At 65.4% G+C, this 14,914-nt stretch carries 12 protein-coding genes; 5 read left to right on the top strand and 7 right to left on the bottom strand.

What is annotated here, in order from left to right:
- Positions 1-51: 51 nt before the first annotated feature.
- The 6 genes from LPB260_RS05970 to LPB260_RS05945 form a co-directional block, all read right to left on the bottom strand.
- Complete coding sequence (locus LPB260_RS05970; protein WP_208707794.1) at positions 52-951, bottom strand: response regulator; 900 nt, start codon at positions 949-951, stop codon at positions 52-54.
- A 112-nt stretch (positions 952-1,063) separates the two neighbouring features.
- Positions 1,064-1,795, bottom strand: coding sequence for a phosphate signaling complex protein PhoU (phoU, locus tag LPB260_RS05965; protein WP_208707793.1), 732 nt, complete (start codon positions 1,793-1,795; stop codon positions 1,064-1,066).
- Between the two features lie 85 nt (positions 1,796-1,880).
- The gene (gene pstB, locus LPB260_RS05960) at positions 1,881-2,714 is read right to left on the bottom strand and encodes a phosphate ABC transporter ATP-binding protein PstB (RefSeq protein WP_208707792.1); all 834 of its coding nucleotides are present in this window, start codon (positions 2,712-2,714) and stop codon (positions 1,881-1,883) included.
- A gap of 69 nt (positions 2,715-2,783) precedes the next feature.
- Positions 2,784-4,400 carry a phosphate ABC transporter permease PstA gene (gene pstA, locus LPB260_RS05955; protein ID WP_371926163.1) on the bottom strand — a complete coding sequence of 539 codons (1,617 nt, stop codon included), beginning with the start codon at positions 4,398-4,400 and terminating at the stop codon, positions 2,784-2,786.
- An 81-nt stretch (positions 4,401-4,481) separates the two neighbouring features.
- Positions 4,482-6,767, bottom strand: coding sequence for an ABC transporter permease subunit (locus LPB260_RS05950; RefSeq protein WP_208707790.1), 2,286 nt, complete (start codon positions 6,765-6,767; stop codon positions 4,482-4,484).
- A 181-nt stretch (positions 6,768-6,948) separates the two neighbouring features.
- Positions 6,949-7,917 carry a PstS family phosphate ABC transporter substrate-binding protein gene (locus LPB260_RS05945; protein ID WP_208707789.1) on the bottom strand — a complete coding sequence of 323 codons (969 nt, stop codon included), beginning with the start codon at positions 7,915-7,917 and terminating at the stop codon, positions 6,949-6,951.
- 255 nt (positions 7,918-8,172) lie between these two features.
- Between LPB260_RS05945 and LPB260_RS05940 the strand changes: the two genes are divergently transcribed.
- Positions 8,173-8,574 carry an acyl-CoA thioesterase gene (locus tag LPB260_RS05940; RefSeq protein ID WP_208707788.1) on the top strand — a complete coding sequence of 134 codons (402 nt, stop codon included), beginning with the start codon at positions 8,173-8,175 and terminating at the stop codon, positions 8,572-8,574.
- Positions 8,575-8,646: 72 nt separating this feature from the next.
- Here the strand turns inward: LPB260_RS05940 and LPB260_RS05935 are convergent, their stop codons facing one another.
- A complete protein-coding gene (locus LPB260_RS05935) occupies positions 8,647-9,747 on the bottom strand; it encodes a TRAP transporter substrate-binding protein (RefSeq protein ID WP_208707787.1) in 1,101 nt (366 codons plus the stop codon).
- Between the two features lie 194 nt (positions 9,748-9,941).
- On the opposite strand from LPB260_RS05935, the gene LPB260_RS05930 reads away from it, so the two are divergent.
- The 4 genes from LPB260_RS05930 (at position 9,942) to tssA (ending at position 14,913) form a co-directional block, all read left to right on the top strand.
- Entirely contained in the window at positions 9,942-10,487 is a 546-nt protein-coding gene (locus LPB260_RS05930; RefSeq protein ID WP_208707786.1) for a TRAP transporter small permease subunit, read from the top strand.
- Positions 10,480-11,856: a TRAP transporter large permease subunit gene (locus LPB260_RS05925; protein WP_208707785.1), complete on the top strand. Its 1,377-nt coding sequence runs from the start codon at positions 10,480-10,482 to the stop codon at positions 11,854-11,856. The genes LPB260_RS05930 and LPB260_RS05925 overlap by 8 nt, the downstream gene beginning before the upstream one ends.
- A 119-nt stretch (positions 11,857-11,975) precedes the next feature.
- Complete coding sequence (locus LPB260_RS05920) at positions 11,976-12,881, top strand: D-hexose-6-phosphate mutarotase (protein WP_208707784.1); 906 nt, start codon at positions 11,976-11,978, stop codon at positions 12,879-12,881.
- Positions 12,882-13,350: 469 nt separating this feature from the next.
- Entirely contained in the window at positions 13,351-14,913 is a 1,563-nt protein-coding gene (gene tssA / locus LPB260_RS05915) for a type VI secretion system protein TssA (RefSeq protein WP_208707783.1), read from the top strand.
- Position 14,914 lies beyond the last annotated feature (1 nt).

Here is a 14,914-nt window from a genome sequence, read left to right as displayed (position 1 = left end):
GCGTTGTGAGCCAGCTCCCGCCACCGCGCCGCGCGGCGACCGGCGGCGCACTCAGGCGCCGGGGCTGAAATGCTTCTGCGCGGTGCCGCGGGCGATCAGGCGCGACAGGTAGTCGAGCTTCTGCGGATCCTGGTCGACGAAGCGCAGGGTCAGCTGCAGCCACTCGCTGTCGGGCTTCGGCTCGAAGGCCGCGACCGCATGCAGGTAGCCGTTGAGCCGGGCCACTTCGCCGCCCTCGCCCTGCTCCAGGTCGAGCACCGCACTTTCCAGCACCTGGGGCAGCAGGCCGCCGCGCTTGACCAGCAACAGCGCCTCCTTGAGGCTCAGCGCCTTGATCACGCAGGCCATGGTGCCACCCGGCAGGCGCAGCTGCCCCTGGCCGCGGCCGGCGCTGATCGCCCGCGCCGCGGGCTTCGGCGGCACGGGCTGGGGGCTGGCGGCGGGTTTCGCTTCATCGCCCGCGACGGGCTTGATCACTTCGGCCTTGCCGCCGGTCAGGGCGGCCAGCGAGTCGTTGGCGAAGCCGCTGGCCAGGGCCTTCGGCGCCTGGGCCTGGAGGGCCTGCAGCTTGCCGGCGCGGCTCAGGGCCTTCTTCACCTTGGTCACCAGCTGCTCGTTGGAGAAGGGCTTGCCGATGAAATCCGAGACCCCGGCCTGGATCGCCTGCACCACGTTTTCCTTGTCGCCGCGGCTGGTGACCATGATGAAGGGGATGGCCTTCAGGGGCTCTTCCTCACGGCACCAGCTGAGCAACTCGAGCCCGGACATCTCGGGCATTTCCCAGTCGCAGAGGATCAGGTCGATGGCGACCCGGCCGAGCAACTGCTGGGCCTTGCGCCCGTTGATGGCTTCGTGGATCTGTACGCCCGGGAAGTGATCGCGCAGCCCCTTCTTCACCAGGTCGCGAATGAAGGTCGCATCGTCCACCACCAGTACGTTGACTTTACTCATCGGCCACTCCCTTTCGAATGGCCCCTAGCATAGTCGCGGCAGCTGGCAGCTGGCCAACCCTAAAGCGGCGAACGGCGACGCAGGTCCGCCCGTGGCGCCGCCAGCGCCGGCCTCAGGCGTTCTTGCCGGTGCCCTCGACCTCTTCCCGCATGCGGGTCAGGCCCATGTGCTTCACGTCGGTGCCGCGCACCAGGTAGATCACCAGCTCGGCGATGTTGCGCGCGTGGTCGCCGATGCGCTCCAGCGAACGCAACGCCCAGATCACGTTGAGCACCCGGGAGATCGAGCGCGGATCCTCCATCATGTAGGTGACCAGCTCGCGCAGGGCGGTCTTGTACTCGCGGTCGACGGTCTTGTCGAACTGCGCCACCGACAGGGCCAGTTCGGCGTCGAAGCGGGCGAAGGCGTCCAGCGCCTGCTGCACCATCTTGCGCACCTGGTCGCCAATATGGCGGATCTCCACGTAGCCGCGCGGCGACTCGCCTTCCTCGCACAGGAGGATGGCGCGCTTGGCGATCTTGGTCGACTCGTCGCCGATGCGCTCCAGGTCGATCACCGACTTGGAGATGCTGATGATCAGGCGCAGGTCGGAGGCCGCCGGCTGACGGCGGGCGAGGATGCGCACGCATTCCTCGTCGATGTTGCGCTCCATCAGGTTGATCTGGTCGTCGACCTCGCGCACCTGCTGGGCCAGGCCGGAATCGGCCTCGATCAGCGCGGTAACCGCATCGTTGACCTGCTTCTCGACCAGGCCGCCCATGGCCAGGAAGTGGCTGCGCACCTCCTCCAGCTCGGCGTTGAACTGCTGGGAGATGTGATGGGTGAGGCTGTCTTTGTTGATCATTCCAATTCACTCCGCGAATGCTGCGTGTAGGGTGCGCTATGCGCACCGGCCCTGTGGTGCGCATGGCGCACCCTACGGAATCCGCTTAACCGTAACGACCGGTGATGTAGTCTTCGGTCTGCTTCTTCGCCGGGTTGGTGAACAGGGTGTCGGTGTCGCCGTACTCGATCAGCTTGCCCATGTACATGAACGCCGTGTAGTCGGAAACCCGGGCGGCCTGCTGCATGTTGTGGGTAACGATGACGATGGTGTACTTGGATTTCAGTTCGTAGATCAGCTCTTCGACCTTGAGGGTGGAGATCGGGTCGAGTGCCGAGCAGGGCTCGTCGAGCAGCAGCACTTCCGGCTGCACCGCCACGGTGCGGGCGATCACCAGGCGCTGCTGCTGGCCGCCGGACAGGCCCAGGGCCGAGTCGTGCAGGCGGTCCTTGACCTCGTCCCACAGCGCCGCGCTCTTCAACGCCCACTCCACGGTCTCGTCGAGCACACGCTTCTGGTTCACGCCCTGGATGCGCAGGCCGTAGACCACGTTCTCGTAGATGCTCTTGGGGAAGGGGTTGGGCTTCTGGAACACCATGCCGACCCGGCGGCGCAGTTCGGCCACGTCCTCGCCCTTGCGGTAGATGTTGCGCCCGTCGAGGTTGATCTCGCCTTCCACGCGGCAGCCATCGACCAGGTCGTTCATCCGGTTGAAGGTGCGCAGCAGGGTCGACTTGCCGCAGCCGGACGGGCCGATGAAGGCGGTCACGCGCTCGCGCGGGATGTTCAGCTTGACGTCGAACAGCGCCTGCTTGTCGCCGTAGAACAGGTTCAGGCCGGGCACTTCGATGGCCACGGTCTCCTTGTTGATGTCGAGGCTCTGCTTGTCGCGGCCCAGGGCGGAGATGTCGATGCCGTGTGCTTGTGCTTGGTGCTGCATGGGAGACTCCCTACGCTAACAATTCGTTGACCGCGCCGCCTCGAGGCTGGCGCCGGCGATATAGAAACCTTAGTGATCCAGCGCCTTGTACTTCTCGCGCAGGTGGTTGCGGATATACACCGCACTGAGGTTGAGCAGGGCGATCACCAGCACCAGCAGCAACGCGGTGGCGTACACCAGCGGTCGCGCGGCCTCGACGTTGGGGCTCTGGAAGCCGACGTCGTAGATGTGGAAGCCCAGGTGCATGATCTTCTGGTCCAGGTGCAGGTAGGGGTAGTTGCCGTCGACCGGCAGCGCCGGCGCCAGCTTGACCACGCCCACCAGCATCAGCGGCGCCACTTCGCCGGCGGCGCGGGCCACGGCGAGGATCAGGCCGGTCATCATCGCCGGGCTGGCCATCGGCAGCACCACCTTCCACAGGGTCTCGGCCTTGGTCGCGCCCAGGGCCAGGGAACCCTCGCGCAGCGCCCGCGGAATGCGCGCCAGGCCTTCCTCGGTGGCGACGATGACCACCGGCACGGCGAGGATCGCCAGGGTCAGCGAGGCCCACATCAGGCCCGGCGTGCCGAAGGTCGGTGCCGGTGCGCTCTCGGGGAAGAACAGGCTGTCGATCGAGCCGCCCAGCACATAGACGAAGAAGCCCAGGCCAAACACGCCGTAGACGATCGACGGCACCCCGGCCAGGTTGTTCACCGCGATGCGGATGATCCGGGTCATCGCCCCCTGCTTGGCGTACTCGCGCAGGTAGATCGCCGCGACGACGCCGAACGGCGTGACGATCACCGCCATGATCAGGGTCATCATCACCGTACCGAAGATGGCCGGGAAGATGCCGCCCTCGGTATTGGCCTCACGCGGGTCCTCGCTGACGAACTCCCACACCTTGGCGAAGTAGAAACCGAGCTTGTCCATGACGCCCATGGCGTTCGGCTGATAGGCGCGCACCACCTTGCCCAGGCTGATCTCCTGCTCGCGGCCATCGACCGTGCGGACCGTGACGCTGTCGCGGTTGAACTGCTGGTTGAGTTCGATCAGCTGGGCTTCGAGGACCTTGTACTCGGCGTCCCACTGCGCCCGCTCGGCGTCCAGGTCGGCCTGGGCGGCGGCGTCCAGCGTGCCTTCCAGCTCCAGGCGACGGGTCTTCAGGCGCAGGCGCTCGAGGCCGTAGTTGATGCGGCCGATGTCCTTCTTTTCCAGCCGGGCGATCTGCTGGTGCAGGTCGTCGATACGCGCGATGCGCTGCTGCAGCTCGCTCCAGGCGCCATCACCCTCGGCGACCAGCTGGCCGCCCTGCTTGACGTTGACCAGGTAGCCGTAGAAGTTGCCCCACTCGCGGCGCTCCATCACCAGCAGGTTGGCCGGGGTGGCGGAGTCGTGCAGCCATTCGGCGACCACCCAGCTGAAGTCGGCGCCGAACGTCTCGCGGTTGCCCACTTTGAGCAGCTGACGCGTCATGAACTCGGCGCCTTCGGTTTCCACGGGCAACCCTGCGGCCTTGAGCCGAGCTCGCGGCACCTCCTCGGACTGCACCAGCTCGCCGGCCAGCAGTCGCGGGGCTTCGCCCGGCACCTGGTAGCTGGACTCGATCACGTCGGCCGGCCAGAAATGCGCCAGGCCACGGGTGGCGATCACCGACAGCAGGCCGAGGGTCATGATCACCGCGATGGCCACGCCGCCGGCGGTCATCCAGACCCAAGGCGCGCCGCTCTTGAACCAGGACTTGAGGTTTTGCTCTTTGGTTTTCACGGACATCTACCTTCCCAATTCTCAGAGCGACGCATATTTCTTGCGCAGGCGGGTACGGATGACCTCGGCCAGGGTATTCATCACGAAGGTGAAGGACAGCAGCACCAGCGCGGCGAGGAACAGCACGCGGTAGTGGGTACTGCCGACTTCCGACTCCGGCATCTCCACCGCCACGTTGGCGGCCAGGGTGCGCAGGCCTTCGAAGATGTTCATTTCCATGATCGGCGTGTTGCCGGTGGCCATCAGCACGATCATGGTTTCGCCGACCGCGCGGCCCATGCCGATCATCAGCGCCGAGAAGATGCCCGGGCTGGCGGTGAGGATCACCACCCGGGTCAGGGTCTGCCAGGGCGTCGCACCGAGGGCCAGGGAGCCGAAGGTCAGGCTCTTGGGCACGCTGAACACGGCGTCCTCGGCGATCGAGTAGATGTTCGGGATCACCGCGAAGCCCATGGCCAGGCCCACCACCAGGGCGTTGCGCTGGTCGAAGGGAATGCCCAGGTCGTTGCTCAGCCACAGGCGCATGTCGCCGCCGAAGAACCAGTTCTCCAGGTGACCGCTCATGCTCAGGGAGAAGGCCGCCACCAGCAGGATCACCGGGATCAGCAGGGCCGCTTCCCAGCCATCCGGCACCAGCAGGCGGATGCGCTCGGGCAGGCGGCTCCAGCCATAGGCGGCCAGCAGAATACCCAGCGGGGTGAGCAGCAGCAGGCTGAAGATGCCCGGCAGGTGGCCCTCCACATAGGGCGCGAGGAACAGGCCGGCGAAGAAGCCGAGGATCACCGTCGGCAGCGCCTCCATCAGCTCGATCACCGGCTTGACCTTGCCGCGCAGGGCCGGGGCCATGAAGTAGGCGGTGTAGATCGCCGCGCAGATGGCCAGGGGCGCGGCCAGGAGCATGGCGTAGAAGGCCGCCTTCAGGGTACCGAAGGTCAGCGGCGAGAGACTCATCTTGGGCTCGAAGTCGCCATTGGCCGAGGTCGACTGCCAGACGTACTTGGGCTCGTCATAGCTCTCGTACCAGACCTTGCCCCACAGCGAACTCCAGGACACCTCCGGGTGCGGGTTGTCGACCACGAAAGGCTGGATCTGCCCGTTGGACTCCACCAGTACGCGGCTGGCGCGCGGCGACAGGGTGGCGATGGCCGGCCCCTCGGCGACCTGCTCGACCAGCAGGGTGCGGTGCGCGGTGCTGTGGAAGATGCCCAGCTTGCCGTCGGCGTCCAGGGCGATGAAGCCCTTGCGCCGCTCTTCCGGGAGGAACTGGGTGATCGCGCTGTCGCCCAGCTTGAAATCGCGGATACGGGTCAGCGCCGACTGGCCGTCCTCGTCACGCACCATGAACCACTGGCGGATGCCGCCCTTGCTGTCGCCGACCAGCAGCGAAATACCGCCCAGCAGCGGGCTCACGACGCTGACCCGGGCGTCGCCCTCGAGCAGCTTGTAACGGCCATTGAGGCTCTTGCTGCGCAGGTCGAAGACATCGGCCGTGGCCCGGCCGTTGAACACATAGAGCCACTGGTGGCGCGGGTCGATCAGCAGCTCGCTGATCGGCTCGGCGATCTGCGGCAGCTCGATGCGGCGCTCCTCCTGGGTCACTTCGCCGGTGAAGTCATTCTCTTCCCGACTCATCGACAGCACGTGCAGTTCGGCGCCGGTAGACGCGCTGAGCAGCAGGGTATCGCCGTTCTGGCTGATCGCCACATGCTCCAGGGCGCGGCCCTGGGGGTCCAGACTGATCGGCGCCTCGCCGAAGGGATACTCCAGGGTCGGGGTGATGGTCTTGACGTTGTCCGGGTAGGTCACCCGGTAGTTCTGCTTGAACACCAGCACCTGGCCGTTGGACAGGCCCAGGGCCACACGGCGGCTGCCCGGCTGGTCCTCGCCGAGCGAGACGATGTCGACGCCGGCCGGCAGCGGCAGCTCCACGCTGCTCAGCGCCGCGCCACTCTTGGTCGCGAAGAACTGCACCTGCCCCGAGCGATCGAGGCGCATGGCCACCTTGTTCTGCTCCTCCACCGCCAGCAGCAGGGCGTCGCCCCGCTCGGCCAGCCAGGCCGGCCGCTGCGCCGGCTGCGCTTCCAGCTCGGCGCCGGAGAAGATCGGCAGCACCACGTGGGCCAGGTAGAAGAAGATCAGGGTGATCGCGCCCAGCACGGCCAGGCCACCGATCGACACGTACCAGTGCGCCAGGCGGTCCTTGATGGCCCGTCTGCGGCGCTTGCGCTGCAGTGCAGGAGTATTGAAATCCAGCCGTTGGCTGCTGTTCTGAGGTGCGGTCATGGGGTCAGTGGCCAAGTCGGTCATACGAAGATCTCTGGGCGGTTACGCACGCGCGCCGCTGGTTAAGCGGGACCTTAATCTAACTGTCTTATATGACAAAAAAGTTACAGCGCGGTGACGTGACGACGCCCGCCACTCCACAGGGAGGGGCGGGCGCGTTTGCCGCTTGCCGCGGCTCCCAGCCGCGGCAAACCTGTCAGTCTAGTTACAGACCAAGCTCCTTCAAGGTCTTTTCGGCAACCTTGGACGGCACCGGAATGTAACCATCCTTGACCACCACTTCCTGGCCCTGCTTGGACAGCACCAGCTTGATGAACTCGGCCTCCAGCGGGTTCAGGGCCTTGTTCGGCGCCTTGTTCACGTAGACGAACAGGAAGCGCGACAGCGGGTACTTACCGGCCAGGGCGTTGGTTTCGGAGGCTTCTTCAGCCACGCCGTTCTTGTCCACCAGCGGTACAGCGCGAACACTGGAGGTCTTGTAGCCGATGCCCGAGTAGCCGATGGCGTTCAGGGTGCTGGAGATCGACTGCACCACGGAGGCCGAACCCGGCTGCTCGTTGACGTTGGCCTTGAAGTCGCCCTTGCACAGGCCTTCTTCCTTGAAGTAACCGTAGGTGCCGGATACCGAGTTACGGCCGAACAGCTGCACCGGCTTGACCGCCCACTCACCGCTCAGGCCGAGGTCGCCCCAGGTCTTGACGTCCTTGGCCTCACCGCACAGACGGGTGCTGGAGAAGATGGCGTCGACCTGCGGCATGGTCAGGCTCTTGATCGGGTTGTCCTTGTGCACGAACACCGCGAGGGCGTCGATAGCCACCGGAATGGCGGTCGGCTTGTAGCCATACTTCTCTTCGAAGGCCTGCAGTTCGGCATCCTTCATCTTGCGGCTCATCGGGCCGAGGTTGGCGGTACCCTCGGTCAGCGCCGGTGGCGCAGTGGACGAACCGGCCGCCTGGATCTGGATGTTCACGTTCGGGTAGAGCTTCTTGTAGTCCTCGGCCCACAGGGTCATCAGGTTGGCCAGGGTGTCGGAACCTACGCTGGACAGGTTGCCGGATACGCCCGAAGTCTTCTCATAGGTCGGCAGAGCCGGATCGACAGCGGCGACCGCGGTAGCGGTGGCAGCACCAGCGGCAACAAAAGTCATGGCCGCCATCAAACGCGTAAGTTTCATGCCTTGCTCCTAACAAATTAGGGTGGGGTTGGGTCGAGGCCAAGTATCAGCAGGCCGTGTGACCAATCTATGAAACCAATGTGACAGTTAGATGACCGTAGCCGATTTCGCGCACAACTCCGGCAAATGCGGACGAACGCACGGCGCCGGCGCGCCATGGTCGCCCGCCGACCACTCAGTCGGTATACTCGGCGAACCCGCACCCCTGTGGACTCCGCGCCCACAACAACAACCGCGCCGCGAGCCGTAATCGACATGAACGAATTCGAACAGGATGATCCGATTCCCCAAGGCGACCTGGCCCTGCAGATCACCGCGCTGCCGCGCGAGACCAACGGCTTCGGCGATATCTTCGGCGGCTGGCTGGTAGCGCAGATGGACCTGGCCGGCACCGCCATGGCCAGCAAGGTCGCCGGTGGCCGCGTCGCCACGGTGGCGATCGACCGCATGGCGTTTCTGGTGCCGGTGGCCGTCGGCGCCCAGCTGTCCTTCTACACCCAGACCCTGGAAGTCGGCCGCAGCTCGATCCAGATGCTGGTCGAGGTGTGGAGCGACGATCCGCTGTCCAGCGAATGGCGCAAGGTCACCGAGGCGGTGTTCGTGTTCGTCGCCATCGACGGCAGCGGTCGCACCCGTCCGGTTCCGCCGCGCCGCTGATCCGCTGCGCCCCTGCGAGCGAACACATTAAAACGCCGGCTCGAGAGCCGGCGTTTTGCTGTGGCGCGAAGATCAGCCGCGGATGTTGTACATGATCTTCTCGTTGACTTCCGCGTACTCGAACAGGCGCTGCAGGTAGGCCTTCTGCTGCGCCCACACCTTGGCCGCCGCGGGATCGGCGGCGGCGCTGGCTTCGACCACTTCGGCAGCCACTTCCTTGAGCCTGGCCAGCACATCGTCCGGCAGGCTGCGCACTTCGACGCCCTCGGCCTTGAGCTGCTCCATGGCCTCCATGTTGCGCGCGTTGTAGTCGTCGAGCATGTCGGCGTTCACATCGCGGGCAGCGGCGCGGACGATGGCCTGCAGGTCGGCCGGCAGGGTTTCCCAGGCCTTGAGGTTGACGTCCAGCTCGAAGGTGACGTTCGGCTCCTGCCAGCCCGGGGTGTAGTAGTACTTGGCAGCCTTGTGCAAGCCCAGGGCCTGGTCGTTGTACGGGCCGATCCACTCGGTGGCGTCGATCGCACCGGTCTGCAGCGCGGTGAAGATTTCGCCGGCCGGCATGTTGACCACGGTACCGCCCATCTTGGTCAGCACTTCGCCGCCCAGGCCCGGGGTACGCATCTTCAGGCCCTTGAAGTCCTCGACCGAGTTGATTTCCTTGTTGAACCAGCCGGCGGTCTGCACGCCGGTCGCGCCGCAGGCCATCGGCAGCACGCCGAACGGCTTGTAGACCTCCTCCCACAGCTCGATGCCACCGCCCTTGTGCAGCCAGGCGTTCATTTCCTGGGCGTTCGGGCCGAATGGCAGGGCGCAGAAGAACTGCGCAGCCGGCACCTTGCCTTTCCAGTAGTAAGGCGCGCCATGGCCCATTTCCGCGGTACCGCGGGAGACGGCGTCGAACACCTCGAGCGCCGGCACCAGTTCACCTGCCGCATAGATCTTGATCTTCAGGCGGCCCTGACTCATTTCCTCGACCAGCTTGGCGAAACGCTCGGCACCGACGCCGACGCCGGGGAAGTTCTTCGGCCAGGAGGTGACCATTTTCCAGTTGAAGGTCTCTGCGCCCGCGCCCTCTTGGGGCTTGGCAGCGGTTTCGGCCTCCTTGTTGCAGCCTGCCAGTGCGGTGGCGGCCAGGCCTACGCCCGCTGCTGCGAGAATCTGACGACGTTTCATGCAATGCTCCTTTTTGTTGTATTGGTCTGACCACAGGATCGCTGAAGTTAGACCGTGCTCAAGTAACATAAGGCCTCGTGACCCTCAAGCCTAGTAGATACGACTAAAGTTGTAGGGTCATTGCCGCCTTCGCCCGGGCCCGCCTAGAATCCGCGGCTGCCTGCAACTCTCACCCACAACGACAAGGACTCCACATGTCCGACACCCCTCCCATGCCGTTGCGCATTGCTCGATTGATCGACGCGCTCAACACCCGCCTTGGCCAGGGATGCGCCTGGCTGACCCTGTTCCTGGTGGTCGGTACCGCCATCGTGGTGGTGCTGCGTTACGGTTTCGGCATCGGCGCCATCGCCCTGCAGGAATCCGTGCTCTACGCCCATGCCCTGGTGTTCATGGGAGCCGCCGCCTGGACCCTGATCCGTGGCGCCCACGTGCGCGTGGACATCTTCTATCAGAAGTTCACCAGCCGCCGCCAAGCCCTGGTGGAGGTCTGCGGCAACCTGCTGCTGCTGCTGCCGCTGTGCCTGTACCTCGGCTGGGCCAGCTGGGACTACGTCGCCAACTCCTGGTCGACCCTGGAGGCCTCCAGCGAGTCCGGTGGCCTGAAATTCGTCTACCTGCAGAAGAGCATCATCCTGGTGCTGGTCTTCAGCCTCGCCCTGCAAGGTGTTGCCGATCTGATCAAGGCGGCCTACCTGCTGGCCGGCCGCCTGCCCGAGTCCGAGGTGAAAAATGGTTGAGTTGATGGCGATTCTGCTGTTCGTCTGTATCTGCCTGGCCCTGATGGCCGGCTTCCCCGTGGCCTTTACCCTCGGCGGTGTATCGCTGATCTTCGCCGGCATCGGCGCGCTGACTGGCACCTTCGACGCCGGTTACCTGAGCGCCCTGCCCAATCGCCTGTTCGGCATCATGAACAACCAGACCATGCTGGCCGTGCCGCTGTTCGTGTTCATGGGCGTAATGCTGGAGAAGTCGCGGGTCGCCGAGGACCTGCTGGAATCCATGTCGCGGCTGTTCGGCACCCTGCGCGGTGGCCTGGCGATTTCCGTCTGCGTGGTCGGCGCGCTGCTCGCCGCCAGCACCGGCATCGTCGGCGCCACCGTGGTCACCATGGGCCTGCTGGCCCTGCCGACCATGCTGCGCCGCGGCTACGATCCGGCCATCTCCACCGGCACCCTGGCGGCGACCGGCACCCTGGGGCAGATCATCCCGCCATCGATCGTCCTGGTGCTGCTGGGTGACGTGATGTCCAGCGCCTACCAGCAGGCGCAACTGAAGATGGGCATCTTCTCGCCGAAGACCGTGTCGGTCGGCGACCTGTTCGTCGGCGCCTTCATCCCCGGCCTGCTGCTGGTGGGCCTGTACATCCTCTACATCGTCGGCACGGCGATCTTCCAGCCGAAGAAACTGCCGGCGCTGCCCCAGGAGGAGCTCGGCCCGATCGAGTGGGGCAAGCTGACCGCCGCCCTGCTACCGCCGCTGGCGCTGATCGCCGCAGTCCTGGGCTCTATCCTCGCCGGCTACGCCACGCCCACCGAAGCGGCGGCCCTCGGCGCCCTCGGCGCCATGCTGCTGGCCTTCGCCAAGGGCAAGCTGAACTTCGGCCAGCTGCGCGAAGTGGCCTACGGCACCACCGAAATCAGCGCCATGGTGTTCATGATCCTGATTGGCGCCTCGCTGTTCTCCCTGGTGTTCCGCGGCTTCGGCGGCGAGACGATGATCGAGGAGGTGTTCGCCCAGCTGCCCGGCGGCGTGCTCGGCGCCTTCTTCGTGGTGATGCTGGTGATCTTCCTGCTCGGCTTCATCCTCGACTTCATCGAGATCACCTTCGTGGTGGTACCGATCGTCGGCCCGGTGCTGCTGGCCATGGGCCTCGATCCGGTCTGGCTGGGGGTGATGATCGCACTGAACCTGCAAACCTCCTTCCTCACCCCGCCATTCGGTTTCGCGCTGTTCTACCTGCGCGGGGTCACCCCCGCTTCGATACCGACCAGCACCATCTACCGCGGCGTCATTCCGTTCATCCTGATCCAGATGCTGTTGCTGGTCATCGCCTACCAGTTCCCGGGGCTGATCACCTGGCTGCCGGAACAGGTCTACGGCAAGTAACAGGCAACGCAACCGGCAAAACGCCCGTCCTCGTGACGGGCGTTTTGCTATCTGCCCCTTGGACTGCCGGGCAAGCTGCGTTCCAATAGGGTCATCTTCACTGGCGACAAGGCATAGCAATGGCCACTTCCAACGTTGAACGGATCGAAATGGGCGCCCTGACCTGCTGGCGCATCCGTCATGCGGACGCCGAGCTGCTGGTCGCTCAGCAAGGAGCCCAGCTGCTGAGCTACCAGCGCGACGGCGAACGGCCGCTGATCTGGCTGAGCGAGCAGGCGGCCTACGAAAGCGGGCGCAGCGTACGCGGCGGCGTGCCGGTGTGCTGGCCCTGGTTCGGCGACCTGCGGCGCAACCCGCAGGCGGTGCAAGCGATGCACACAGGTGGCAACCTGATGCCATCCCACGGCCTGGTGCGCGACCTCGAGTGGAACCTGCTGGGCATCGACAAGCGCGACGACGGAGTCAATCTGGACTTCGCCTTCAACAGCGCCGAGCAGCCGTTGCCGAACTGGCCACAGGCCGCCGAACTGAAGCTGCGCATCCGCCTCGACCAGCACCTGCACCTGGACCTGGTCAGCCGCAACCTCGGCGACGCGCCCTTGGCGCTGAGCCAGGCCCTGCACAGCTACTTCGCCGTCGGCGACGTGCGCCAGGCCCAGGTCGAAGGTCTGCAGGGCTGTCGCTACATCGACACCCTGGACGACTGGACGGAGCGTCAGCAGCTCGACCCGCTGCGCTTTGCCGGCGAAACCGACCGCATCTACCTCGACACCCCCGCACAGCTGAGCATCCTCGACCCCGTCTGGCAGCGGCGCATCCAGTTGCGCAGCAGCGGCTCGCGCTCGGCGGTACTGTGGAATCCCTGGACCGACAAGGCGCAACGGCTCTCGCAGTTCGCCAGCGATGCCTGGCAAGGCATGCTGTGCATCGAACACGCCAATGTCATGGAAGACCTCGTGGTGCTGGCGCCCGGCGCCGAACATCGCCTCAGTGTCAGCCTGTGGAGCGAGCCGCTGGCGGGTTGAGACCAGCCGGGGGGAGGCTCTGAAGCCTGCCACCCGGAAGCGCCGCAAGCGCCTGGCCACAGCAAACACGACAATCGATCCCGGCGCCCGCTCACAGCGCCGGACGAACTTCTGCGCGCTTTGTGATGCGCCACTAATTTGCCAGTAAGTATTTACTTACAGCACCGGTAGCGAAACGACTTACAGCCGCTATTGGCCATCCTTAATTGCCAAGTGCTGCGCGAAATTCACAGAAACTAATTGCCGCTTATTGGTTCGGTCTTTGTTTACAGCTGGTACAGGCTTCACACTTTTGCCGGTTGCCCATCGCCACTCATCGGACTAGGATGCCCACCCCATAAGGGCTTTGCGCAACTTATTGCACATTGATGTGCGCAGAAAGTTGCACAACTCAGGTTATTGGTTAGTCCGCGCCTCTCTATATAGAGAGGCGCACCTGAGTTGCACGGACATATATTCGAGTCATGGAATGACCTATTCAAGTAAGCTCACCGCCCACTATTTGGCGCTGGCAAAACTCCCTATTGAACAGGGGGATTTCGCCGGTAGCGATGTCCGCTATTCCAGCGAATACGAAAGCCTGGAAAACGAACTGGGCAAGGCCAGTGCGCTGCATGACGCCGGCGCCATCGACTGGCAGAAAGTCCGCGAAGGCAGCGAGACGCTGCTCAGCGCCCACTCCAAGGACCTGCGTGTCGCCGCCTGGCTGATCTGGGGCCTGTACCAGCGCGAATCCTTCGCCGGGCTGCAGGCGGGCCTGAGCCTGCTGCATTACCTGTGCCTGAACCACTGGGCGGACCTGCACCCGCGCAAGCCACGCACCCGTGCCGCCGCCATCGGCTGGCTGCTGCCGCGCCTGGAGCAGGCACTGGCCGAACATGTACCGATCGGCGAGCAGCTGGCGCTGTTCCGCAGCCTCGCCGAACAGTTGCGCGCCCTCGAAGCCTGCCTGTCCGGGCACCTCGGCGAGCACGCCCCGCTGCTGCTGCCGTTGTGCCGGCGCCTGGACGAGCTGGTGAGCCGCGCCAGCCAGGGCCAACCGGAGCCCGGCAGCGTCGGCGCGGCACTGGCCCAGGTCAAGCAGGCCGCCTCCCAGATCCTCACGCCCGGCGCACCAGTGGACAACGAGAAGGATGCGCACAAGAGCCTGCGCAGCCTGCAGGACCAGGCCCGCCCCCTGTGCGCCTACTGGCTCAAGCAGAAGGCCAGCGACCTGCGCGCCCTGCGCCTGGCGCGCACCCTGCTGTGGCTGCCGATCGACAGCCTGCCGGAGCGCAACGCCGAGCAGGTCACCGCCCTGCGCGGCCTGCCGGCCGACAAGCTGGCCAGCTATCGGGAACGCTACCAGCAGGGCCAGTACGCAGACCTGCTGGTCGACCTGGAGGCCAGCATCGCCCGCGCGCCCTTCTGGCTGGATGGCCAGCACCTGGCCTGGCAATGCCTGCAGGGCCTCGACGCCGAGCAGGCGATGCGCGAGGTGGAGATCCAGCTGGCGCTGTTCCTGCAGCGCATGACCGGCCTGGAGGAGCTGCGCTTCCATGATGGCAGCGCCTTCGCCGACGCCCAGACCCGCGCCTGGATCAGCTCCCATGTGCTGCCACACCTGCAGGCACCGGCGAGCGAGAGCGCTCCCGCCCATGACCAGGGCAGCGACCAGCCGGCCTGGGAGCAGGCCCTGCAGGAGACCCTGCCGCAACTGCGCAAGCAAGGCCTGAAGGCCTCGGTGCAGCAACTCAAACAGGGCCTGGCGAAAGCCCGCGGCGGCCGCGAGCGCTTCTATTGGCAGCTGAGCCTGGCGCGCCTGTGCTTCGCCGCGAAGAAATACGAACTGGCCAAGACCCAACTCGACTCGCTCGACCAGTTGCTGCAGACCTCCGGTCTGGGCGACTGGGAGCCCGATCTCAGCCTCGAGGTGCTGCGCATGCTGCACAGCTGCTGCGAACTGCTGCCGCAAAACCATGCCGTGCGCGAGCACAAGGACGAGATCTACCGCAGGTTGTGCCACCTCGACCTCGAAGTGGTACTGGACTAGG

This window comes from Pseudomonas sp. LPB0260 (assembly GCF_013388395.1).
Note: the sequence above shows the minus strand (reverse complement) of the source record. Positions and strands in the feature narration are given on the sequence as shown.

Coding starts and splice junctions, on each gene's coding strand:
- LPB260_RS05945 (WP_208707789.1), bottom strand. CDS start 7,917: ATGAAACTTACGCGTTTGATGGCGGCCATGACTTTTGTTGCCGCTGGT.
- phoU (WP_208707793.1), bottom strand. CDS start 1,795: ATGATCAACAAAGACAGCCTCACCCATCACATCTCCCAGCAGTTCAAC.
- pstB (WP_208707792.1), bottom strand. CDS start 2,714: ATGCAGCACCAAGCACAAGCACACGGCATCGACATCTCCGCCCTGGGC.
- LPB260_RS05935 (WP_208707787.1), bottom strand. CDS start 9,747: ATGAAACGTCGTCAGATTCTCGCAGCAGCGGGCGTAGGCCTGGCCGCC.
- LPB260_RS05920 (WP_208707784.1), top strand. CDS start 11,976: ATGGCCACTTCCAACGTTGAACGGATCGAAATGGGCGCCCTGACCTGC.
- tssA (WP_208707783.1), top strand. CDS start 13,351: ATGACCTATTCAAGTAAGCTCACCGCCCACTATTTGGCGCTGGCAAAA.
- LPB260_RS05930 (WP_208707786.1), top strand. CDS start 9,942: ATGTCCGACACCCCTCCCATGCCGTTGCGCATTGCTCGATTGATCGAC.
- LPB260_RS05970 (WP_208707794.1), bottom strand. CDS start 951: ATGAGTAAAGTCAACGTACTGGTGGTGGACGATGCGACCTTCATTCGC.
- LPB260_RS05925 (WP_208707785.1), top strand. CDS start 10,480: ATGGTTGAGTTGATGGCGATTCTGCTGTTCGTCTGTATCTGCCTGGCC.
- LPB260_RS05950 (WP_208707790.1), bottom strand. CDS start 6,767: ATGACCGACTTGGCCACTGACCCCATGACCGCACCTCAGAACAGCAGC.
- LPB260_RS05940 (WP_208707788.1), top strand. CDS start 8,173: ATGAACGAATTCGAACAGGATGATCCGATTCCCCAAGGCGACCTGGCC.
- pstA (WP_371926163.1), bottom strand. CDS start 4,400: ATGACCGCCGGCGGCGTGGCCATCGCGGTGATCATGACCCTCGGCCTG.